This window comes from Arthrobacter sp. 10N418 (assembly GCF_056394725.1).
On record NZ_JBFTIK010000002.1, the window covers coordinates 272706 to 292740 of the forward strand.

A 20035-nucleotide genomic window follows, 5' to 3' on the forward strand; every position below is an offset into this window, starting at 1 on the left:
TCGCGTTCCTGGCCCGCAGACGTGGGCTGGCCCGGCGTTCAGGACTGGCCGGCCGGCTCCTGCAGCCTGGCTGCGGACATCAGGCGCGGCGGCGCCGTCGTTCTCCGGACGATGAGCCGGTGGGGCGCCACGACGGAGCGCACCGCCCCGGCGATGCCGTCGAGTTCGTCCAGGAGCATCTTGGTGGCGAGCTCGGCCTGCTCATCAGGGCGCTGCCCGACCGTGGTGAGCCCTACGGCCTCCGAGAAGTCGTGGTCATCGATTCCGATCACCGACAGGTCCTCCGGGACCCGGACGCCGGCCTTGTTGGCCTCAAAGATGACGCCCATGGCCATCTCATCCGAGGCGCAGAAGATCGCGGTTGGCTTACCCCCGGCCACGCCCCAGAGACGGTTGAAAGCTGCCTGGCCGCTGCGCACGGTGAAGTCCCCCCAAACGTCCCACTCGGGCCGGACCGGCAGGCCAGCCTCGGTCATCACATCCTGGAAGGCCCGGATGCGGACCCGTGGAACGTCAAAGTTCAAGTCCGTTTCGTCATCGCCGTGCAATAGGGCGATGTCCGTGTGTCCGAGGCCGATCAGGTGGCGGACGGCGGTGGCCGCCGCGGCGTAGTCGTCAATGCCGATGTAGGGGCAATCCTCGACATGTCCGCCCACGATCACGAGCGGGATATCGATTTTCTGCAGGTGTTCGATTTCCTCGTGGGACAACGCCATACAGAGGACAAGCAGAGCATCGATCTGCTTGTAGACCATGGTCTTGCTGAAAAGCCGCTCGCGGTGGCTGCCGTGGCCGCCCAGATTGAACAGGGAGAGGTTGTATTGGCGGGAGTGCAGTTCCCGGTCGGCGCCCTCGATGGCTTTGGAGAAGAACCAGCGGCTGACGAAGGGCGCCAGGACGCCGATGGTCTTCGTGCGGCCGGTGGCCAGTCCCGATGCGGAGGAGGAGGCCACGTAGCCCAAGGATTCGGCGATGCCCAGGATCTTCTCCCGTGTAGCCGGGGAAACCCTGGGCAGTCCGCGCACTGCCCGGGACACGGTGGCCGTGGAGACCCCGGCGGCTGCGGCCACATCGTCGATGCTGACTCCGGAGTGGCCACCCCGTTGAGCCCTGTCAGTTGTCCGTGCCACCGTATCCCCTTTTCGGCTGTCCGATCTGTCGGCCGTCAGCAGAACGGCTCTGCCTCGCCTCCCCAGGGCAACCGGATAAACGCTGTTCCAGCCCTCAACTGTGCCGCGTCAGCGGCGTCGGGTCGCCGTCCTCCGCGGCAGGCGCCTGCGCAGCCTGACCATTCCGTACAGGGCCAGCAGCGTGGCCAGCAAACCCACCGCCCAGCCGAGGGCGGGCTGGGCGGTCACCTCCGACCAGACTGTGACTACGAACAGCACCACTGCCCAGAAGCCCAGGAATCCGATAATGATGTCGAAATCCTCCCCGGACCGCACACGGCGGTGCTCGCGGCGAACATGGCCGAAGTCGGGCTTGGCTGTCATTGGATCCGCGTCACTTGACTGCGCCGGCGGTGAGGCCGGCCACGATCTTGCGCTGGAACACCAGAACCAGGATCACCAGCGGAATGGTGACGATGGTCCCGGCCGCCATGATGGCCGTGTACGGGATCTGCATAGGCTGCGCTCCCGCGAAGTTGGCAATTGCCACCGTGACCGGCTGGGTTTTGTCGTTCGACAGCTGGCTGGCGATCAGGAACTCATTCCAGGAGGAGATGAACGCAAGGATCGCCGTCGTGAAGATGGCAGGTGCCGCGAGAGGCATGATGACCTTCCGGAACGCCTGTCCCTGGGTGCAGCCGTCCACACGCGCCGATTCCTCAAGCTCCCACGGCATCTCGCGGAAGAACGACGTCATCGTGTACACGGTCAGCGGTAGTACGAACGAAATGTTCGGAATGATGAGCGCCTGGTAGGTGCCGATCCAGCCGATGTTGGTGAACAGCTGGAAGAGCGGGGTGATGAGGGCGACGCCGGGGAACATGGAGGCCCCCAGGATGAACCCGAGCACCAGGAACTTACCGCTGAAGGTCAGCCGTGCCAGGGCGTAGGCGGCAAACACGCCGATCAGCAGTGACACGATGGTCACCACCAGGCCGATGAACACACTGTTGAGCAGGGCCTGCCCGAAGTGGTTGCCGAACGAGGTGTCGAAGGCGGTGTTGAAGTTCTCCATCGTGACGTGGGTGGGCAGGAGCGAGGTGTCGTACGTGAAACCGACTTCCCTGAATGCCGTCACCACCATCCAGTAGGCCGGAGCCAGGCACCAAATCAGGATCACGGCTGCACTGACGTACGTGCGGCCCTGGGCCCACTTCTCGCGGTTCTGGGCAGCCTTGCGGCCACGGTCCTGCTGTGCCCGGAGTTGGGTTGCTGCGGCGGTCATTTCTTCCCCTTACCCGTGCCGGTCTGCTGCTCGACGACGTTTGCGCCCAGGAAGCGGACAAAGATGAACGCGACAAGGAAGATGATGATGAACGTGAGGGTGGACAGAGCCGCCGCCGCGTTGAACCCTTGCCGGATCTGGTTGATCACGAGGATGGACAGCGTGGTGGTGTTGTTCGCCCCGCCCGTGAGGATGTACGGAAGGTCGAACATGCGCAGGGCGTCCAGGGTACGGAAGAGGATGGCCACCATGAGCGCCGGCTTGACCAGCGGAAGGGTTATCATCCGGAACCGCTGCCAGGCGCTGGCGCCGTCGACCTTAGCGGCTTCGTAGACTTCCGCGGGTATCATCTGCAGGCCTGCCAGGATCAGCAGTGCCATGAACGGCGTCGTCTTCCAGACATCGGCGATGATGACGGCCCACTTGGCCGGCCACTCGCTGCCCGTCCACAGGATCGTGGTGTTGAACAGCTTGTTGGCGATGCCTTCAAAGGCAAAGATGAAGAACCACAGCTTGGCGGTGACAGCCGTGGGGATGGCCCACGGAACCAGGACAGCGGCGCGTACGGCGCTGCGGCCTTTGAAGGTCCGGGCCATGATGAGTGCCATCCAGAAGCCGAGCACGGTCTCCAGGGTCACGGTGACGATTGTGAAGAAGAACGTGGTGGCAGTGGCGGACCAGAACTGGGAACCCAGGGTTCCGGGCGGGCAGGCGATCGTACCGCCGCCGCCGGCTGCACATTGCTGTGCGATCCAGTTGACGTAGTTGGAGAATCCGGCGGGCCCGCCGGCCGTGAAGAGCCCTGTAACGGGGTCAAGGCCGGCGTCCGCCTGGAAGGACATGACGATGGCGCTGATGATCGGGTAAACGATCACAACACCGAGGGCGACGATGGTGGGGGCAAGCAGCCAGGATGCCCAGCGGCCCTGGCTTGCTATCCGGTTGTCCTCGCCAACACCCTTAGGCGCGTGGTGGATCGGGGTACCGCCCGACGCCGGTGTCTTGACCGGCGTCGGGCCCAATTCGGTTGCCATGGCTTTGGTTACTTTCCTGCAGTGGCAGTTTCGATGGATTTCTGCATGTCAGACAGCGCTGCGTCGACTGCCTTCTCGCCCTTGATGGCCGAGTATGCGTTTTCCTGGATGGCCTTGGTGACGGCCGGGTAGAACGGGGTCACCGGGCGCGGGACGGCGTTCTCGATGGAGGTCTTCAGGACCGGCAGGTACGGGAGCTTGGCGACGAGTTCCTGATCGTCGTAGAGCTTGGTCAGCACCGGAGCCAAGGACCCCTGCGTAGCGAAGAACTTCTGGGTTTCTTCAGTGGTGAGGAACTTCAGGAAGTCCGCGGCCGTGGCCTTGTTCTTCGAGTAGACGCTCATGCCGGCGCTGTGGCCGCCGAGCGAGGATGCGCCCGGGCCGGACTTGCCGGGAAGGGCGGTCATGCCGAGTACGTCCTTGACCTTGGAGGAGCCTTCGGTGGTGGCCAGGTTGTAGACATAGGGCCAGTTGCGCAGGAACAGGAGCTTCCCGTCCTGGAAGGCCTGGCGGGAGTCCTCTTCCTTGTAGGTGATGGCCTCCTTCGGGATGTTGCCGTCGGCGTAGGCCTTGGCGAGGTTCTCCAAGCCGCTCTTGGCTTCCGGCGTGTTCAGGCTGGGCTTGCCGTCCTTATCCAGGACGGAGCCGCCGGAGGAGTTGATGGCCTCGGAAGCGTTGACGGTGAGACCTTCGTACTTGGAGAACTGGCCCGAGTAGCAGCCCATGTTGTTGGTCTTGGCGATCGAGCACATGCTCATCATCTCGTCCCACGTCTTGGGCGCCGTGGGGACGAGGTCCTTGCGGTAGTACAGGATGCCGCCATCGGAGGACTCGGGGGCCGCGTAAAGCGTGCCCTTGTAGGAAGCCGCGTCAAGCGTCGGCTTCAGCATCCCCGAGGTGTCTATGGCCATCTTGTCCTTGAGCGGCTGCAGCCAGCCCTTTGCGGCAAACTCGGCGGTCCAGACAACGTCCACGCTGACGACGTCGTAGTTGGCGTTCTTGGCCTGGAAGTTCTGGACGAGGTCGTCGTGCTGCTGGTCGGCCTGGTCGGTCTGCTCCTTGAACGTGACCTTCTCGTTCGGGTGGGCGGCGTTCCACTTCTCAATGAGCGGGCGGACGACGTTGCTGTTGTCCTTGCCCTGGACGTACGTGATGGGGCCGCGGCCGTCGAGGCCCTGCGCGGCGTCGCCGCCGTCGCTACCGCCGGTCGTTCCGCCTCCTCCGCCGCTGCAGGCCGAAAGGGTAAGGGCTAGAACGCCTGCCGCTGCGACAGGAAGTAGGAACTTAGGGGTCTTCATACTGTGGGGTCTCCTCGCTGAGTACCGGTGAAAATCGGCGGTGCAGTTGGTGTGGTGACCATCACCCTAATCAACAGGCGGTGGGGAATGCAAGCGTTTACATGAAACGTTTATGCAACGGAGAATGGAGGGGGCGCCGGGGCCGCGGCGTCAGCGGACCCGTTCGGCCCTGCCGAAACGGGAACGGGCCCCCGAACCGATATGGATGAGCACCGGAGTACGCTTGCCGATCACGGCATCGAGCGCTTCGACGAGGGCGGAGAGTTCTGCCGCCAGGATATGGGGAGCTACGCCCTGGCGGGGCTGGACCCGGATCCTCAGGGCCGGCTCCCCCCGGATCTCGTAGGTGGCCACCGAGGCTCCGGCGAGGTCGGGACGGTCGGCGAGCGCCGCGCGGAGCGCCTGTTCCGCCACGCCGCCGCCGATCCTGACATTGCCGGGAACGTCGCCTGGGTCCTCCTCGGCCACGAGCAGGTTGGCCCGGCCCTTGCCCTGCTGGGCGACCCACGCCACCATCGCGCCGATGACCAGCAGCAGCACCAAGGCAATGGCGAGCCACAACCAGCTCTCCTGGCTGCCCGGGAAACGGGTGCGCTCGAAGAATCCGCGCCACATGCTCCAGACGCCGCCGGCCCAGTCCCGCCACCACGCGGCGACGGCGGGCACGTCCGCAAGCAGGGCCAGGAGGACACCGACGGCGAGGAGATTGATGCCAAGGATGCCGATCAGGATGCGGTTGAGGAGCCGGGGTGTGTTGTTCAAGCGCCGATCACCCCTGACGTGGCCACATTGATCCTGACGTCCGGCATGGGCGAGGGCCCCATCTCCTCCAGCTCCCGGCGCACGGCCGCGAGAACGGTTTCTGCGCGCAGCGGCACGCCGGAGGTCGGCCGGACGTTCACGAGCACCTGACGCCTCGAGACGATCACCATGACCTGCTGTTGTGTCACGTTTGCGGCCAGGCGTGCCCTGCGCGCCAGGGCGGAGGCAATGACTTCGTCATCGACCACGACGGCGGTGCGTCGGTCGCGTAACAAGTGGCGGGCCCTGCGGCCCGGCAGTACGGCATTGAGAAGAAAGAACAACCCGGCCATGGCCATTACCGCGCCGGTGACGGTGAGCAGGAGCGGCGGAATGCCGTCCGGGAGCGCGACAATCCGCTCCGCGGCGGTTTCCGGGCCGATGAGCCACGGTGGCTGCCCGATGGCCCGGACGGCAGTTTCCAGGAGGGCGTAGCCGCAGAAGACAATGACCAGTACGGCCGCAATCACAGAGGCAACGGCCCTGGAGGAGCGCGTCTCGCGTTTGAGGATCCCTTCCATGCCTGCTGCGCCGAAACCGTGGTCTGCGGCGGCTTGTTGCACAACGGAGCCGGAGGCGGCGGAATCGGGGCTTGCGGAATCAACGTCGGTCTCGTGGGTCACCGCACCCGCCCTCCTTCCCGCACGCTCGCGCCGCTGATGCGGATGTCCACGCGGCTAAGCTGCGCGCCGCTCAACTCGGTCACGCGGCGCAGAATCTCAGCCTTGGCCGCGACGGCACGGTCCCAGATGGAGCCGCCGAACCCGGCGACCCGCCCCGGGTCGCGAAGGACGGCGGTCAGCGACGGAACGGTGATGGGGGTGACAAGGGATAGGGCCAGCAGACCGTCGTCGTCCGACCATTCGGCACGCACATCCTGCGCCGGGACGCCGAGGGCCTCCCCTGCGGCAGCCCGGGCCACACTCGTCAGGGCCTGGGTGCTGATCCGGTTGTGCCCAGCCATCGCGGCGCCACGGACCGGCGCGGCCGCCGTCCCGGTCATGAGGAGGAACGCCGGCCCGTGATGGCATCGAGCACGCTGCGCAGGTCAAGTTTCCCTTCCGCGGCTCGGCCAAGCAGGGCGCCGACGCCCATGAACAGCAACGCGCCGAGGAAACCCCACGCTCCAAACTGGAAGGACATGAAAGCCACGAAGGCGCCCACGGCGATCCCCACAACGGTCAGATTCACAGGACTGCCTCCCTCGCAGGCCGGGCCTCAACGGACGCGGCGGGCTTGGCCGGGCCCGGCACATAAACATCATTGATTTCGATATTGACCTCAATGACCTGGAGCCCCACGAGCTCCTCCACCGCGGCATAGACAGCGGCACGGATCTGGTCAGCCAGTGCGTGCAGGGGCGCGCCGTAGACCGCAATGAGTTCAATGTCCACCGCCACCTGCGTTTCGCCGACTTCCGCGCGGACGCCGGCGGCGTGGTCGGAACTGCCGACCGCGTCGCGGATGGCTCCCAAGGCCCGCGACGGGCCGGATCCCAGCGAGTAGACGCCCGGGACTGAGCGGGCGGCGATGCCCGCGACTTTGGCGACGGCGGCTTCGGAAATAACGGTCCGCCCGCTGCCGACCGGCGCGACGGCGCGCAGCCCTGCCTCGGGACCGGGAACGGGTTGAGAATTCTGGTATTCCATAAGGCACTCCCCCTTCTCTTTGACACCACCCTAGCCCCTGCCACCGTCAAGGTGTCCGAGTGGCGCCGGGAAGCCCGCAACCGTTGAAGCGCGGGCTCCGGGTCTGCATTTTCAGCGGCAGGCCGGTACCGGCTGCCGGACTACTTGCAGTTGGCCGCAAGCCAGGTCTGCACGGGGGCCATGGCAGCCTGGAGTTTTCCGCTGGAGAAGATGGTCTGGTCCTTCACCCCGGCGACAGCCACCTGGCTGAGCTTGGTGAAGTCGGCCTTGACGCTGTCCGGGACCATCTCGGCCGTCCGGGCAAGCTCGGCCTTGGCCTGCTCCAGTTCAGCCGTCTTGCCCTGGGCTGCCGAAAGCGGCAGGAGCGTGGCGCCCGTAGCCTGTTCAGAAATCTTGGCGCAGGCTTCGGCCGCCGTGGGGAAGCCGCCGTTCGGCCCGGAGGAAGTGGTGGCGGTCGGCGTGGCGGAGGAAGGCGCGGGGCTGCTGGCGGCCGCGGACGACGGCGTGCTGCCGGCTTGCGGCGCCGAGCAGGCGGTCAGTGCCAGGGCGGCGAAGAGGGCGGCTGCGGTCAAGGGTCGGGCAATAGTCTTCAAAGTCACGTTCGCAGATTCACTTTTCCGGTTGAGATTGCGCCGCCGGTCCGGATCAGGCAGCCGGCGGCCTTGGCGTTCTTTCCCCAGCGTGCGAGTCTACCCGGGCCGGCGGGCAGACACCCAACCCCGGGCGCGGCGGACCGGGCGCGTTCAAGGCTTTACCCGGCCGCTTCCAGGGACCGACATCCCGCGCCCCAGCACAGCAGTCCGATCGCCGGGCTGCTCCGAACCCCTGTAGGGTACGGTGCGGCCCGCTTCCGGTGATCGCAGGCCGGTCCGGACGTCTTGTCTATCTGGAAGAAAGTGGTTTCTGTGTCCGAAAAAACCGTGGCAGTAGTCGTGACGGGGATGGGTGCCGTGACTCCGGTAGGGTCAACCGTCGCACAGGCGTGGGGCGCCCTGCTCGAGGGACGGTCCGGGATCATCCGGCTCGATGATCCGTGGGCACAAGAACTGCCAGTCCGGGTGGCGGGACGCGTCAGTGCGGACCCCCGCACCCTGCTGACTACCAGGGAATTCCGCAGGATGGACCGCTGCGGGCACCTCGCGCTGATCGCGGCGCGGGAGGCATGGACGCAGGCAGGCCGGCCGGAGACCGATCCCGAACGCGTCGCCGTCGTCGTGGGCTCCGGTTACGGAGGCCTCGGAACAGTCGTGGACCAGACACGCGCCCTGGACACCGGCGGACCCCGGCGGGTGTCACCGCACACCCTCACACAGATCATGACGAATGGACCCGCCGCGTGGATATCCATTGACGTGGGTGCACGGGGAGGGGCCCGGACCCCGGTCAGCGCCTGCGCCTCAGGGGCCGAAGCCATCGCCCAAGGTGCCGAGATGATCAGGACCGGCGCCGCCGACGTCGTCATTGCCGGCGGCGTGGACGCCTGCATCAACGACCTCACCATCAGCGGCTTCGCCCAGATCCGCGCCCTCTCCACCAGCAATCGCCCTCCGGAGGAGATTTCCCGGCCATTCGACCGGGACCGCGACGGCTTCGTGATCGCCGAAGGTGCCGGAATCCTCGTGCTCGAGCGAGAAGACTTCGCGCGCGCCCGCCATGCGGAAATATTCGGCAGGATAGCCGGGGCGGCGGTCACCTCTGATGCCCACGACATCGTCGCGGCCGACCCCACCATGCAGCGCCGGGTCATGCACAAAGCTTTGGCGGCGGCTTCCCTCACCGGAACCGATATCGGGTTCGTCCATGCCCACGCCACCTCGACTCCGCTCGGTGACCGTCTCGAGGCGGGCGCAATTGCCGCGATGGTCGGAGACCAGGTGCCCGTAACCTCTACGAAATCCATGACCGGACACATGCTCGGCGGGGCCGGGGCACTCGGGGCCATCGTCACCCTCCAGTCGCTCCGCACCGGGCTGCTCCCGGGAACTCTAAACCTGGAAAATCCGGATCCCGCTATCGGACTCAACATCAGCCCGGAGTCAAGCACGTGCACAGGGGCCACAGCCGCCATGACGAACGCCTTCGGCTTCGGCGGCCACAGCGTCAGCCTCGTCATCACGGCCGCGGCCGGATGATCAGGGAAGCAAAACCAGGGGACCTTCCGAAGATGCGCGACATCGAAGTCGCAGCCGGCGAAGCATTCCGGATCCTCGGTATGGGAGCGATCGCTGATGATGCGCCGCCCAGCGTGGAAGCCCTGGCCATCTATCAGCAGGACGCCAGGGCATGGGTTGCCGCCGATTCCGGCGACCAGGCAGTGGCTTACATCTTGGTTGAAGTGGTCGAGCAGCTTGCCCATATTGAACAAGTGAGCGTCCACCCGCGCTATGCCCGGCAGGGGCTTGGCCGGAAACTCATCGACCATGCGGCACTCTGGGCGGCGGCTCGCGGACTCCGGGGAATGACCCTGACAACCTTCGAAAGCATCCCATGGAACGCCCCCTACTACGCCCGTCTGGGGTTCCGACCGGTGCCCGAACACCAGTGGTCGGGCGGTCTGCAGCAGATCGTCCAAAACGAACGTGCCCACGGTTTGGGTGACTGGCCCCGAGTCGTCATGACAAAGGACCTCCCAGGAGGGCGGGTCGGTGATGGGTCCGAGCGGAGCACTCAGAGGGAGAGTTTGAAGCCCACGTGCGACGCTTCGAAGCCAAGACGCTCGTAGAACCGGTGCGCTGCGACCCTGGACCCGTCAGACGTGAGCTGGACCAGTTTTGCGCCGCGTCGGCGCCCTTCTGCGATCGCCCACGTGATCATCGCCCCTCCAAGGCCGCCGCTCCGAAGGTCGGGCCGGACGCGCACCGCTTCAATCTGCATTCGTGTAGCTCCCGCTCGCGCGAGTCCGGGAATGAATGTCAGCTGCATGGTTGCAACCACTTCATTTTGGGTCGTGACGACCGCGACAAGTAACTGGGCAGGATCAGCGTCAATCGTCTGAAAAGCACGATGGTAGAGAGGCCAGTCCTCGATCGCCGTCGAGTCGACAGAGGCTCTGAGCTGGTCCGCCGCCAGAAGCCCAACAATCGACCCAACATTGGATGCTTCAGCTTTCCGCAACGTGAATGGGCCGGTGGGCAGTTCCAGTTCAGCGAGCGTCATTTCCCCAGTATTCCATCCATCGGAACTCAGCCTGGCGAAGGCACTTCAATTCGCCACACGGGCCCTGTCCGCCAGGAAGCTCCCCGCTTTGTAGACTCTATGGAGATTCGGCATGTCTCCTCCATTGAGGCAAGCCCGCCACAGGAAGAGCCATCGATGAAGATTATCGTCCTAGTAAAGGAGGTCCCCGACACCTACGGGGACCGAAAACTGAACCTTGAAACGGGCCTCGCCGATCGCGAAGCCAGCGAGACAGTCATTGATGAGATCGGTGAACGGGCCCTAGAGCTGGCACTGACCTACGCCGACGCGAACGAGGGCACAGAGGTCGCAGTCCTCTCCCTCGCCCCCGAGGGTGCGACGGCAACCATACGCAAGGGGCTTGCGATGGGCGCGGGGAGCGCCACCCACATTTGTGACGAGGCGCTGCGGGGTGCGGATCTTGGCCTGACCGCTGAAACCCTCGCGGCAGCGATCCGTCGCGTTGAGTTTGACCTTGTGATCACTGGCAACGTCTCCACCGATGGATCCGGCGGCATGATCCCCGCGATGCTCGCAGAATTGCTTGACGTGCCGCTTGCTACCGGCCTCAGCTCCGTGGAGATCAGCGACGGCGGGGTGTCCGGCACCAGGGTCGTCGAGTCCGGCGTCCAGAAGGTATCGGCGAACCTGCCCGCGGTGATTTCCATTACCGAGGCGCTCCCCGGGCCGCGCTTCCCGAACTTTAAAGGAATTATGGCCGCGAAGAAGAAGCCCCTTGAGACGCTTAGCCTCGCAGACCTCGGGATCACGGCCGACAGCCCGGACGCCGCGCGTTCGATCATGCTGACCGTTGCAGAGAAGCCCCCGCGCGCGGCGGGCGTCAAGATCACTGACGAGGGTGATGCCGGCGAGAAGCTCGCTGAGTTCCTTATCGAAAACCGACTGGCTTAGGGAGAAACGACATGACTGAATTCCCTCATGACGCAATCCTGGTCGCCGTGGAAGCCCGTGCTTCCGGTGAACTCGAGGGGGCTGCGGCCGGACTCTTCGGCGCTGCCGCTGCAGTTGGCACGCCAATTGCATTGGTACTTGCCTCACCCGGCGCCGGGAACGCCGCCGCCGCGGAGGCAGCGGCCCTTGGTGCCGCGCGCGTACTGGTCGCAGAGACTCCGGACCCGTCCGCGCTCGGAGTGCCGGGCGTGGACGCGCTTGCCGCCGCTGTGGAGCAGGTGCAGCCGGATGCGATCCTGATCTCGCATTCCCTGAATGGGCGCGACCTCGCTGGCCGTTACGCTGCCCGTTCGCGTGCAGCGGTTTCCGCCGACGCGGTCGGTGTGTCACGTGATGACGAGGGCGTCGTGGCCCACCACTCCGTCTACGGCGGTGCCTACGACGTGACGTCAACGTCCACGTTTGGGCCGCCGGTCATCACCGTTCGCCAGGGCTCCATCGATGCGCGTGCTGCGGCTCAGCCGGAGGCGTCGGAAGCCTTGGCAGTGGCGCCTTCCGGGAAGCCGGGCGCGCGGATCGACTCGTTCGACGAGGAAGTTGTCGCCACCTCCCGGCCGGAGCTGCGCGGTGCCGCGAAAGTTGTCGCCGGTGGCCGCGGCCTCGGGTCGGAGGAACAGTTCGCCCTCGTGGGACAGCTTGCCGATGCACTCGGTGCTGCGGTGGGTGCTTCGCGTGCGGCGGTGGATGCAGGCTACATTCCGCAGTCGCATCAGGTCGGCCAGACCGGGGTTTCCGTTTCGTCACAGTTGTACATCGCGCTGGGCATTTCCGGGGCGATCCAACACCGGGCCGGCATGCAGACCGCGAAGACGATCGTCGCCATCAACAAGGATGGGGACGCGCCGATCTTCGAGATCGCCGACTTTGGAGTGGTCGGCGACCTCTTCAAGGTCGTACCCCAGCTGATCAGCGCACTTGAGGCCCGGAAGAAGTAGCGATGGCACCTCAGTCTCGGTCCATTCGGCGGGGCCTGCCGCGCGTCGAAGGTGGTGACCCGTGGCCTGCAGCAGGGCAGGCGCCCGCACGCATTGTCACGGCCGCAGCGGCAGAAGGAGCGGCCACCCGGTTGGTGCCTGTTCCCGGGGTGGAACCGGCCACCGCCGCGCCAGCGGCCGCCACGGCCTCCGCCCCCGCTGCTGCCGAGGAAACGGCACCAGGTGCCGCAGTGTCCGCCCCGGCCCCGGCAGCGAACGCAGGCGCCGCGGTGTCGCGGCAGCTCCGCCGCGGCCTGCCGCGGGTGCCGGGCGGCGGCCCTTGGCCGCCAGTGGACGAGGTTTCGGCATCAGTGTCGGCCCTGTCCGGGACTGCCGCGGCAGGCGCAGCAGCATCCGCGCCCGCGCCGGCCGCGGATGCTGCTGCGCCTGCGCACGCTGTGCCGGCAGCGACGTCGTCGGCAGCTGCTCCGATCACCGCACCAGCCACTGCTCCGGCCATGCCGACGGCGGGGACCACTTCGCTTCGTCGCGGGCTCCCCCGTGTCCCCGATGGTGAACCGTGGCCGCCAGCCGGACTTGCTCCGTCAGCCGCTGCTGCTCCGGCGGCCGCTTCCGCCCCTGCGGTGCACGTAGGTCCCGAGCGCATCGCCCAGGCCCCTGCCCCGGCTGCCATCGTGGTCGAGCCCGTTGCCAAGGCGGAGGCATCAGTTTCCGCCGCGAGTACACTCGCCGTCCCCGCTGCCCCGATACCGGCAGCGGTGGCGGTAGAACCGTCGTCCGTCGCCGCTGAGCCATTAAGGCCCAAGGCCGAGGCGAGGCTCTACGGTTCGCGCACACTGGGTCAGTGGATCAAGCTCGTCGTGCTCCTCGCGCTCGGCGCCGTGGCCGCCGCCGGGATTCTTGTGCTCGCCGCGCGCGGTGTGACGACGCTGCCGGGCGTACCGGAGTTCCTTAAGAGGTACCCCGGAACGTATGATCTGCCCGAGACGGCCGAGCCGGGCTTCCCGTGGTGGGCGCAGTGGGCGCACTTCTTCAACATTTTCCTGATGGTGCTCATCATTCGCTCCGGCTACCAGGTGCGCACCCAGCAGAAGCCGCCCGCGCTCTGGACGCCGAAACGCGGTGGCAAGAAGATCAGCATCAACCTGTGGCTGCACCAGTCGCTCGACATCTTGTGGCTGGCCAACGGACTCATCTTTGTGGTGCTGCTGTTCGCCTCGGGCCGCTGGATGCGGATCGTACCGACCAGCTGGGAGGTGTTCCCCAACGCGCTCTCCGCGCTCCTGCAGTACATGACACTCGACTGGCCAGTCGAGACCGGCTGGGTGAACTACAACAGCCTGCAGCAGCTCATGTACTTCATCGTGGTGTTCATTGCGGCCCCGATCGCGGCGATCACAGGCGCGCGCATGAGCGAGTTCTGGCCGAAGGACGCGAAGACGCTGAACAAGATCTACCCGGTAGAGGTTGCGCGCGCCATTCACTTCCCGACGATGCTGTTTTTCGTGCTGTTCATCCTCATCCACGTGTTCCTGGTATTCGCGACCGGTACCCTGCGCAACCTGAACCACATGTTCGGCGGCACCGACGTGGTGAACTGGGTGGGATTCTGGCTCTTCGCGGCCGCCATCGCCATGACGGCGGCCGGGTGGTACGCCGCCCGCCCGATCGTGGTCGCACCAATCGCGAAGCTGTTCGGCCAGGTGAGCAGCCGCTAGCCAGATGCGTCCCAAATGCCGGTCCCAAACCGCGGCACCTTCTGGGGGCATCTTCGGGGCTTTGGCCGTTAGGTCGAAGCCGGCCACTCCGAGCCGACATCGCGCCAAGCCCGGTCGATGCCCTCCAAAGCCGCAGCGTCAAGGGGTCCCCGGTTGGCGGCCGTGATGTTCTGGCGCAGGTGGGCCAGTTTGGCCGTGCCGACAATTGCCGTGTGCACACCGGCTGCGTACACCGTGAAGCGCAAGGCAAACTCTGCCCAGTCCAGGCCGCCTGGGTCAAGCTGGAGGGCCTGAAGCCGTTCCCAATAGAGTTCAGCGTAGTTCCCGGTCGGTCGCTCGACGAACCGCCACGGCGCGTTCGCGATCGGGCGCTTGGCGATCACCCCCAGTTCGGGGCGCCGCCGGAGGACGTTTCGGAGATTCCACTGGTCAGCGATGTTGACGCTAGTTTCGATGGCACCGAACCGGCCGGAATCCACAGCGAATGCGAGAGCCTCATTGTCTCCGCTGTAGCCGGCGACACCGATCTTGCCTGCGGCGACGGCCTGGTCAAGGGTGTCCTGCAGATCACCACGCCGCAGAATCTCAAGCGGGCAAGAGTGCAGATAGAAGATGTCGATCCTTTCCGACCGGGTCAACCGCAAGGAGCGCTCGATACTTGCCAACACGCCGCCCGGCGACCAATCCCGTTGGCCGTTGATCTTAGGCCCGCCTTTGGTTGATAGCACGAACTCGTCCCGGCGTCGACCGATGTGCCGGCCGATACGCTCTTCGCTCAACCCGTAGCTGGCGGCGGTATCGATCAACGTAACGCCGAGATCCAATGCTCCGTTGAGCACCTCGGCGGCTTCCGCCTCGGTGACATCATTCTCGCCAATCTGGCCGGCACCGAGCCCCACGATGGAGACGGCCAAAGCAGTGTCCCCAAATGTCCTTTGCGCCAGCATGCCTTCACTCCTAATCTCGTAACCATCCGCCCTTGCATGTGCATTGCAGCTTCGTCCTAGCAGAACGGTATTACGTCCGCGCACCTTTCCCGAACTGGCGCGGGCCCGGGGCACAAACTCGGGTGTTGAATTGCTGGCGGGGACATAGACGGGGGTTGGAGGATCATGTCATCCCCTTGGCGGCATGGCTGCCCGAACGGACGCAGCTGCTCAGCTGTTGCCGGCGTAGACGAGGCTGTCGGGGTCAGTTTCGCTCGCGGGAGCCTCCGCGAGTCCTTGAGGGGACAGGTCAAGGTCGTTCAGGCTCGGCCGTCCCCCGGGTGCTGCCGGGTGTGCGGCTGGATGTGCGTTGTCGTTGTTGGTCACGATGTCTCCGTGTTCTTGGTTGACTGCAGAGCCGAGTTGGAGGCCGCCTGCCACTAGTGGGGTATTTCCACCTGGTATCCGCACCGGCACCGCAGAACCCGGCTCCGGAGGTACACGCTCAGGAATTCCGTAGATCCGGCTTGAGTGGAACCCGGCCAGTGCACGCCCCGAACCTCGGGATCCGCGCGGGACATGGGCTCCTGGCAGTGGACGTACGTGGCGTCACGGTACATGACGTCGCCGTTGTCATGGTTTCGTCCCGGGACTGCCGCGACGAAGGCCGCGGTGGTCGCCAGGACACGCGAGCCGCGGCACTTCGTGCAGGTAATGGCGGCGGCCAGTGTTTGCTGCTGCGCGTTCAGGGTGGTGACGGAGTCCACGAGGAGGTGCCGGTCGGTGTCGCATTCGGCGCACCAAAGGCGCCGGCCGCGGGGCTGGTGGGCATCGCGGGGTAGGTACGTGTGGGAAGTCGTCGACATCCGGATCAGACCAGGCCCGGGTAGCTTGCCAGGATGTAGTCCGCGGCCGCCGGGCCTTTCATGCGCAGCCCGGTGTGTGCCGGCCGGATGCGCTTCTTCTTCATGGCCGCCCAGAAGGCTTCCTCCGGGTGGGGCGCCGCTTGGGCCAGGAAACACCAGCTGATGTAGAGGCCGTAGAGACGGTTGCGCCCGAGAGCGCAATCGGCTTCCGGGTCGCGGGTGGTGGCTTCCCGAAGGAACTGGTCGTACTGCGAATCTGCCATGGGAGGCTCGTTTCCGCTCGGTGCATTCGATGCCGCCGTGTGGCTACAGCAGCTGAAGCCTCAAGGCCGTGCACGCGGCGCTGAAGCAGGTTCCCGGACCGGTGCAGCAATGCAGATCTGGGGATGAACCGTTGCTGGGCCGGAAACCCCGGTGCCGGGGAGACCTGTCGAACCAACGTTCCTACAATGTAGACCGTAGGCGTAGACTACACATTAAGCAACCTTTCTATTTTTTATGGATATGCGGCTTGTCCGCACCGACCTGAACGGATCCCATGCCGCGCACAGAGAATCCGGCCTCCGCCGGGGCCCCCGGCACGAAGCAGCGGCTCAGCCGCGATCTCGTGCTGACCGCCGCCCTGGCCCTCGTGGACGCCGAAGGACTCGAGGCTCTCACCATGCGCCGTCTCGGGCAGGAACTCGGGCGGGATCCCATGAGCCTGTACCGCTACGCGGCGAACCGCGCGGCGCTGCTGGACGGCGTGACGGAACTGGTCCTGAACGAACTGGCGATCTTTCCCAACGACCCTGACTGGCAGGCGCAGCTGCGCCGTATCGCCCATGATTTGCGGCTCCTGGCACTCCGGCACCCCAACGTCGTGCCGCTGCTTGTGACCCGCCCCTTGTCGACCCCCCTGGGCCTGAGGCCGCTGGGGACGCTTCGGCCGCTGGAGCAGATCCTGTCCCTGCTGATCGACGCCGGATTCGCCCCCACAGACGCGCTGCACGTCTACCGCGCTTACTACGGATACCTGTACGGTCACATCCTCAACGAGCTGCAGGAATTCGTCGTCGACCCCGAGGAAAACGAAGCCCTTCTCCGCCTGGGCCTGCACCGTCTGCCGCCCAAAGACTTCCCCCGCCTTCGCACCTTGGCCCCGGTCCTCGCCGACTACGACGGTGCAGCCGAACTGGATGAGGGAATCACCATCCTGCTCTCGGGGCTCGCAGCACGCCTGTCCCGGCCCGGTGCTACGACACAGCACTGAGGGGAAATTTACGAGAAAGTCACACAGAATTTCTACTCGTCGGCCCGAAACCCGACGCCGGATCGCTGCGTCCGCCGTTGCCTTTTTTGAGCTCCAGGAACAACCGGACGCGACGATCGGGCCGGGATGATGACTGCAGTCTCTAGGGAGTGCTGTTCGCCGGTGTTCTTCGGCCAGAGTTTGGACGTGGTTGCGGATTCTGGTCAGGAACACCCCGCCAGGAATAACGCCAAGCAGCCGCCTGCCGGGACGCCGAACCGCTGGCCAGCACACGGATGGCCAGCGGTTCGGCGTCCCGGGGATCTAACCGACGCATCCGGCAACCGCGGCGGCGGCATATAGTTTCGAATCTACGCGCGGGACCTGCCACGGATGAAGTGGAAGATCAGAACGACCACGGCAATAACCAAAAGCAGGTGAATGAACCCTCCTCCGATACCGCCGATCAAGCCGAGAAGCCAGAGAACAGCGATAATGATGGCTATCCAAAGCAACATGAGAGTCTCCCTATTTGTTTGCGGACGAAAATGCTGATTCTGCGCCCCGGCCGTTCTGCGTACCTTGGCGCGCGGCAGGAATGGCAAGACAGCCAGAGGCACGCCGAGGGCCAGTGCCGGTAAAAATCATCTTCGTACCTCCCCCTCTCATCAACCCTGATGCCGCATCTCCCCAGCCACGATAACGATCAAAATTCGTCATTCCGGCCGAAGGCCCACCCGGGTATCGTGTGGTGCCCTTCACACTATGTCAGGATCAGGGTCCTGGATACGGCAAAACAAAAAGCGATAGCGATCCTGCCGTTTGGTGGCGCAACAGGGAACCTGCACGGCTGGCCGGGTCTCCCATCAATGGATTTTTGAACGACACCCACGCAGCCCGCGTCATCGCTGCAGGGATGGCGGCGCCGGCGCCGTTCCCGCAGTAGGTTCGGGGTGTTTGAATGTGTTCTTTTCCGCCGGCCCACCGCCGAAAAGCGCAAAAACCCTCCGAGATTCCGGGTTCCGGTTTTCAAGCAACGGAGCCACCGACGGGGAACGTTCGGCGGCCCGGCGCATGACGTCACCTGCGACGCCGGACTGATCAGATGCGTCGGCCATCGGGCAGTCTTGGTCAGATGCAGTCGTCGGCCGCAGCAGCAAACATTATTTAGCAAGCTTGCCAAGAACTTACTAAGCATGCTTATGGTGGACTCATGCAAAGTTCCCCACGGAGTCGTTGAACCCCACATCGCATCACAGATCCAAGGAGACATCATGCTCACCCGGGAAGGTATCGATGACCTCCTCTAACGCAGTGGAACCGTTCTTTCCACTGACGGGGACAAGATCGGGTCCATCGGCCAGGTTTACGCGGACGATGGCAACGGCCATCCCACGTGGGTCACGGCCAAGACCGAACTGTTCGGCACTTTGGAATCCTTTGTCCCGCTGGAAGGGACCAGCGCTGAGGGAGGCGACATTCTCGTCCCTTACACCAAGACCCAAAAGGAAACGGTCCCGGGCGAACGCGTCCGCCTCGACACTGAAACTTTGGTCGCCGAAGAAACCTACGGCGGCGTCACGCGCCGGTAGTTGATCGGGGCAGGCCAGGGGTGCGGCTAACGCCAGCCTGCGTCCTGCCCGTCTTGTTTGATTTTTGTTCAACTGAAGGAAGGCCGTCACTCGATGCCCCTCGACCCCCCGGCCCACATCCGGGACGGCTACATGCTTCTCACCACAGCCGCCCGCCTGGTTCAGCGCCGTCTTGACGACGCGCTCGCACCACTTGGCCTGACGCGGGCCGCAGTTATCGCCCTCAAAGCCCTGGCACCACGTCCCGTAAACCAAGAACAACTCGCCGCATTGGTCCACGTTCAAAGCCAGACCCTGGGCCGCGTCCTGGCCCGATTGGAAGAGGCAGGCCTGCTCACGCGGAAGCGAAACCCCCGTGACCGCCGCCAGCTCAACGTTGAGATAACTGACGCCGGGAAAGCTGCCCTCAGCGCAGCCCGTGAAGCCGAGAACGCCGCCGTTCCGCCAGACTTCGACGAATGGGAAATCCTGCGGGACCAACTCGCCCAGTTTGTAAATTCCCTCCAAGGGCCTCGACAATCGGGGTCGACCCGTAGCTGAACCGCCGGCCGGAGGCGGCCGCCAGGAGCGGCCATTGCAGCGTCAAGCCGGGATCGGGACACTTGACGCCGCTGTTGAGGCGAACTGGACAGAGTTGTCTTCCTGGAATAAATTCATCGTTGGCTACCGGCCTGTGGGCCGGCTGCCAGAGGGTTAGCGGCGGAGCATCCAGGGATGCCAATAACATGAAGGAACGGCTATGAGCGCGCATTTTGACCGGTTCCTCGCAGAGGCGTTGACCACCGACCGGGAAACCGACGACGGGTTGGACAAGGGAGAGCTGTACGTCCTGTACACAAGCTGGTGCCTGATAAACCAGCTCCAGCCGGAGTCCGCCGAAGCCCTCTGGGCGGCACTCAAAAGCCCCCGGATCACCCCTGGCGACAACACGCTAGCCATGTCCGGTCCCGCCGCACTGGATTACATCGTGGCCAGTTCCCCCGAGCTGGCCTAGGGTCATGCCACATTTGCTTCAACGGGTCGACTTGTTCAGCCCGTTCCGTCCGGAACCCCGGGACGGGTTCAGCACCCCCGAAAGGCACCAGGTTGCTCCGGCGTCGCGGCCGCAAGATGGGTGGATGCGGCTGCTATGGCCGGTCCGGGCCCGTCCCCGGGCGTGAGGTCGCGTACCAGGTTGCCCAGTCCTTGGGATGGATCGATGGCCTGCCGATGAGGTAGCCCTGTCCGGCCCTCATTCCGATTCCGGCCACGGCGGCGAGCTCGGCGGGGGTTTCGATTCCTTCGGCAACAAGCGTTGCGCCGATCTGGCGCGCGAATTCGACCAGGGCCGCACCGAGGGCGCGCTGGCCCTGGTCGTCGTCGATCCCTGCAATGAGGCTGCGGTCCAGTTTGATGATGTCGGGCCGGATGTGGAGCACGTGCCGCATGGAAGCGAACCCCGA

Annotated in this window: 27 protein-coding genes; 8 read left to right on the forward strand and 19 right to left on the reverse strand. The window is 65.2% G+C overall.

The window, feature by feature from the left end; translation table 11 throughout:
* Window positions 1-38: 38 nt before the first annotated feature.
* From AC1DCZ_RS02620 to AC1DCZ_RS02670, 11 genes are all read right to left on the reverse strand, one after another.
* Window positions 39-1130, reverse strand: a complete 1092-nt coding sequence (locus AC1DCZ_RS02620) for a LacI family DNA-binding transcriptional regulator (protein WP_476973285.1) — start codon at window positions 1128-1130, stop codon at window positions 39-41.
* A gap of 108 nt (window positions 1131-1238) precedes the next feature.
* Complete coding sequence (locus AC1DCZ_RS02625; protein WP_476973286.1) at window positions 1239-1493, reverse strand: hypothetical protein; 255 nt, start codon at window positions 1491-1493, stop codon at window positions 1239-1241.
* A 10-nt stretch (window positions 1494-1503) separates the two neighbouring features.
* Window positions 1504-2394, reverse strand: coding sequence for a carbohydrate ABC transporter permease (locus AC1DCZ_RS02630; protein ID WP_476973287.1), 891 nt, complete (start codon window positions 2392-2394; stop codon window positions 1504-1506).
* On the reverse strand, window positions 2391-3428 hold the full coding sequence (locus AC1DCZ_RS02635) for a carbohydrate ABC transporter permease (protein ID WP_476894473.1): 1038 nt from the start codon (window positions 3426-3428) through the stop codon (window positions 2391-2393). Before AC1DCZ_RS02635 ends, AC1DCZ_RS02630 begins: the two co-directional genes overlap by 4 nt.
* Window positions 3429-3436: 8 nt before the next feature.
* Window positions 3437-4726, reverse strand: coding sequence for an ABC transporter substrate-binding protein (locus AC1DCZ_RS02640; protein ID WP_476894474.1), 1290 nt, complete (start codon window positions 4724-4726; stop codon window positions 3437-3439).
* 150 nt (window positions 4727-4876) lie between these two features.
* Window positions 4877-5488 (reverse strand): hypothetical protein, encoded by a 612-nt coding sequence (locus AC1DCZ_RS02645; RefSeq protein WP_476973288.1) that lies wholly within the window; start codon window positions 5486-5488, stop codon window positions 4877-4879.
* Entirely contained in the window at window positions 5485-6048 is a 564-nt protein-coding gene (locus tag AC1DCZ_RS02650; RefSeq protein ID WP_476973317.1) for a DUF6286 domain-containing protein, read from the reverse strand. Before AC1DCZ_RS02650 ends, AC1DCZ_RS02645 begins: the two co-directional genes overlap by 4 nt.
* A gap of 98 nt (window positions 6049-6146) precedes the next feature.
* Window positions 6147-6530 carry a hypothetical protein gene (locus AC1DCZ_RS02655; RefSeq protein ID WP_476973289.1) on the reverse strand — a complete coding sequence of 128 codons (384 nt, stop codon included), beginning with the start codon at window positions 6528-6530 and terminating at the stop codon, window positions 6147-6149.
* Window positions 6527-6718 (reverse strand): hypothetical protein, encoded by a 192-nt coding sequence (locus tag AC1DCZ_RS02660; protein WP_476894477.1) that lies wholly within the window; start codon window positions 6716-6718, stop codon window positions 6527-6529. Before AC1DCZ_RS02660 ends, AC1DCZ_RS02655 begins: the two co-directional genes overlap by 4 nt.
* Entirely contained in the window at window positions 6715-7176 is a 462-nt protein-coding gene (locus tag AC1DCZ_RS02665) for an Asp23/Gls24 family envelope stress response protein (RefSeq protein ID WP_476894478.1), read from the reverse strand. The genes AC1DCZ_RS02660 and AC1DCZ_RS02665 overlap by 4 nt, the downstream gene beginning before the upstream one ends.
* Before the next feature lie 140 nt (window positions 7177-7316).
* On the reverse strand, window positions 7317-7775 hold the full coding sequence (locus AC1DCZ_RS02670; RefSeq protein WP_476973290.1) for a hypothetical protein: 459 nt from the start codon (window positions 7773-7775) through the stop codon (window positions 7317-7319).
* Between the two features lie 306 nt (window positions 7776-8081).
* On the opposite strand from AC1DCZ_RS02670, the gene AC1DCZ_RS02675 reads away from it, so the two are divergent.
* Window positions 8082-9308, forward strand: coding sequence for a beta-ketoacyl-[acyl-carrier-protein] synthase family protein (locus AC1DCZ_RS02675; RefSeq protein ID WP_476973291.1), 1227 nt, complete (start codon window positions 8082-8084; stop codon window positions 9306-9308).
* A 32-nt stretch (window positions 9309-9340) separates the two neighbouring features.
* On the forward strand, window positions 9341-9898 hold the full coding sequence (locus AC1DCZ_RS02680; protein WP_476973292.1) for a GNAT family N-acetyltransferase: 558 nt from the start codon (window positions 9341-9343) through the stop codon (window positions 9896-9898).
* Here the strand turns inward: AC1DCZ_RS02680 and AC1DCZ_RS02685 are convergent.
* A complete protein-coding gene (locus tag AC1DCZ_RS02685; RefSeq protein ID WP_476973293.1) occupies window positions 9844-10332 on the reverse strand; it encodes a GNAT family N-acetyltransferase in 489 nt (162 codons plus the stop codon). The two genes, AC1DCZ_RS02680 and AC1DCZ_RS02685, sit on opposite strands and share 55 nt — an antisense overlap.
* A 156-nt stretch (window positions 10333-10488) precedes the next feature.
* Here AC1DCZ_RS02685 and AC1DCZ_RS02690 point away from each other — a divergent pair, with 156 nt between their 5' ends.
* Genes AC1DCZ_RS02690 through AC1DCZ_RS02700 form a run of 3 tightly spaced genes read left to right on the forward strand, consistent with a single transcriptional unit; the run spans window position 10489 to window position 13978 of the window.
* Complete coding sequence (locus AC1DCZ_RS02690; RefSeq protein ID WP_476973294.1) at window positions 10489-11265, forward strand: electron transfer flavoprotein subunit beta/FixA family protein; 777 nt, start codon at window positions 10489-10491, stop codon at window positions 11263-11265.
* Window positions 11266-11276: 11 nt separating this feature from the next.
* On the forward strand, window positions 11277-12260 hold the full coding sequence (locus AC1DCZ_RS02695) for an electron transfer flavoprotein subunit alpha/FixB family protein (RefSeq protein ID WP_476973295.1): 984 nt from the start codon (window positions 11277-11279) through the stop codon (window positions 12258-12260).
* Window positions 12261-12262: 2 nt separating this feature from the next.
* Complete coding sequence (locus AC1DCZ_RS02700) at window positions 12263-13978, forward strand: cytochrome b/b6 domain-containing protein (RefSeq protein WP_476973296.1); 1716 nt, start codon at window positions 12263-12265, stop codon at window positions 13976-13978.
* A gap of 68 nt (window positions 13979-14046) precedes the next feature.
* Here AC1DCZ_RS02700 and AC1DCZ_RS02705 read toward each other — a convergent pair whose 3' ends face one another.
* The 4 genes from AC1DCZ_RS02705 to AC1DCZ_RS02720 all read right to left on the reverse strand — a co-directional run bounded on the left by AC1DCZ_RS02705 (window position 14047) and on the right by AC1DCZ_RS02720 (window position 16033).
* Complete coding sequence (locus AC1DCZ_RS02705; protein ID WP_476973297.1) at window positions 14047-14892, reverse strand: aldo/keto reductase; 846 nt, start codon at window positions 14890-14892, stop codon at window positions 14047-14049.
* A gap of 243 nt (window positions 14893-15135) precedes the next feature.
* Window positions 15136-15291 carry a hypothetical protein gene (locus tag AC1DCZ_RS02710; RefSeq protein WP_476973298.1) on the reverse strand — a complete coding sequence of 52 codons (156 nt, stop codon included), beginning with the start codon at window positions 15289-15291 and terminating at the stop codon, window positions 15136-15138.
* Between the two features lie 53 nt (window positions 15292-15344).
* Window positions 15345-15770, reverse strand: coding sequence for a hypothetical protein (locus tag AC1DCZ_RS02715; RefSeq protein WP_476973299.1), 426 nt, complete (start codon window positions 15768-15770; stop codon window positions 15345-15347).
* Window positions 15771-15775: 5 nt separating this feature from the next.
* Window positions 15776-16033: a hypothetical protein gene (locus AC1DCZ_RS02720; protein WP_476973300.1), complete on the reverse strand. Its 258-nt coding sequence runs from the start codon at window positions 16031-16033 to the stop codon at window positions 15776-15778.
* 275 nt (window positions 16034-16308) lie between these two features.
* Between AC1DCZ_RS02720 and AC1DCZ_RS02725 the strand changes: the two genes are divergently transcribed.
* Window positions 16309-17022: a TetR/AcrR family transcriptional regulator C-terminal domain-containing protein gene (locus AC1DCZ_RS02725; RefSeq protein ID WP_476973301.1), complete on the forward strand. Its 714-nt coding sequence runs from the start codon at window positions 16309-16311 to the stop codon at window positions 17020-17022.
* Between the two features lie 350 nt (window positions 17023-17372).
* Here AC1DCZ_RS02725 and AC1DCZ_RS02730 read toward each other — a convergent pair whose 3' ends face one another.
* Both AC1DCZ_RS02730 and AC1DCZ_RS02735 read right to left on the reverse strand, forming a co-directional pair.
* Complete coding sequence (locus AC1DCZ_RS02730) at window positions 17373-17519, reverse strand: lmo0937 family membrane protein (RefSeq protein ID WP_476973302.1); 147 nt, start codon at window positions 17517-17519, stop codon at window positions 17373-17375.
* Between the two features lie 735 nt (window positions 17520-18254).
* A complete protein-coding gene (locus AC1DCZ_RS02735; protein WP_476973303.1) occupies window positions 18255-18683 on the reverse strand; it encodes a hypothetical protein in 429 nt (142 codons plus the stop codon).
* Between the two features lie 42 nt (window positions 18684-18725).
* On the opposite strand from AC1DCZ_RS02735, the gene AC1DCZ_RS02740 reads away from it, so the two are divergent.
* On the forward strand, window positions 18726-19133 hold the full coding sequence (locus AC1DCZ_RS02740; protein ID WP_476973318.1) for a MarR family winged helix-turn-helix transcriptional regulator: 408 nt from the start codon (window positions 18726-18728) through the stop codon (window positions 19131-19133).
* Between the two features lie 199 nt (window positions 19134-19332).
* The gene (locus tag AC1DCZ_RS02745) at window positions 19333-19587 is read left to right on the forward strand and encodes a hypothetical protein (protein ID WP_476973304.1); all 255 of its coding nucleotides are present in this window, start codon (window positions 19333-19335) and stop codon (window positions 19585-19587) included.
* Between the two features lie 133 nt (window positions 19588-19720).
* On the opposite strand, the gene AC1DCZ_RS02750 is transcribed toward AC1DCZ_RS02745, so the two are convergent.
* Window positions 19721-20035: EAL domain-containing protein (locus tag AC1DCZ_RS02750; protein ID WP_476973305.1), on the reverse strand; the 315-nt coding region annotated here is incomplete at its 5' end.

Coding starts and splice junctions, on each gene's coding strand:
- AC1DCZ_RS02745 (WP_476973304.1), top strand. CDS start 19,333: ATGAGCGCGCATTTTGACCGGTTCCTCGCAGAGGCGTTGACCACCGAC.
- AC1DCZ_RS02640 (WP_476894474.1), bottom strand. CDS start 4,726: ATGAAGACCCCTAAGTTCCTACTTCCTGTCGCAGCGGCAGGCGTTCTA.
- AC1DCZ_RS02695 (WP_476973295.1), top strand. CDS start 11,277: ATGACTGAATTCCCTCATGACGCAATCCTGGTCGCCGTGGAAGCCCGT.
- AC1DCZ_RS02625 (WP_476973286.1), bottom strand. CDS start 1,493: ATGACAGCCAAGCCCGACTTCGGCCATGTTCGCCGCGAGCACCGCCGT.
- AC1DCZ_RS02680 (WP_476973292.1), top strand. CDS start 9,341: ATGCGCGACATCGAAGTCGCAGCCGGCGAAGCATTCCGGATCCTCGGT.
- AC1DCZ_RS02725 (WP_476973301.1), top strand. CDS start 16,309: ATGCCGCGCACAGAGAATCCGGCCTCCGCCGGGGCCCCCGGCACGAAG.
- AC1DCZ_RS02720 (WP_476973300.1), bottom strand. CDS start 16,033: ATGGCAGATTCGCAGTACGACCAGTTCCTTCGGGAAGCCACCACCCGC.
- AC1DCZ_RS02730 (WP_476973302.1), bottom strand. CDS start 17,519: ATGTTGCTTTGGATAGCCATCATTATCGCTGTTCTCTGGCTTCTCGGC.
- AC1DCZ_RS02690 (WP_476973294.1), top strand. CDS start 10,489: ATGAAGATTATCGTCCTAGTAAAGGAGGTCCCCGACACCTACGGGGAC.
- AC1DCZ_RS02715 (WP_476973299.1), bottom strand. CDS start 15,770: ATGTCGACGACTTCCCACACGTACCTACCCCGCGATGCCCACCAGCCC.
- AC1DCZ_RS02740 (WP_476973318.1), top strand. CDS start 18,726: ATGCTTCTCACCACAGCCGCCCGCCTGGTTCAGCGCCGTCTTGACGAC.
- AC1DCZ_RS02685 (WP_476973293.1), bottom strand. CDS start 10,332: ATGACGCTCGCTGAACTGGAACTGCCCACCGGCCCATTCACGTTGCGG.
- AC1DCZ_RS02700 (WP_476973296.1), top strand. CDS start 12,263: ATGGCACCTCAGTCTCGGTCCATTCGGCGGGGCCTGCCGCGCGTCGAA.
- AC1DCZ_RS02635 (WP_476894473.1), bottom strand. CDS start 3,428: ATGGCAACCGAATTGGGCCCGACGCCGGTCAAGACACCGGCGTCGGGC.
- AC1DCZ_RS02650 (WP_476973317.1), bottom strand. CDS start 6,048: ATGGAAGGGATCCTCAAACGCGAGACGCGCTCCTCCAGGGCCGTTGCC.
- AC1DCZ_RS02630 (WP_476973287.1), bottom strand. CDS start 2,394: ATGACCGCCGCAGCAACCCAACTCCGGGCACAGCAGGACCGTGGCCGC.
- AC1DCZ_RS02655 (WP_476973289.1), bottom strand. CDS start 6,530: ATGACCGGGACGGCGGCCGCGCCGGTCCGTGGCGCCGCGATGGCTGGG.
- AC1DCZ_RS02665 (WP_476894478.1), bottom strand. CDS start 7,176: ATGGAATACCAGAATTCTCAACCCGTTCCCGGTCCCGAGGCAGGGCTG.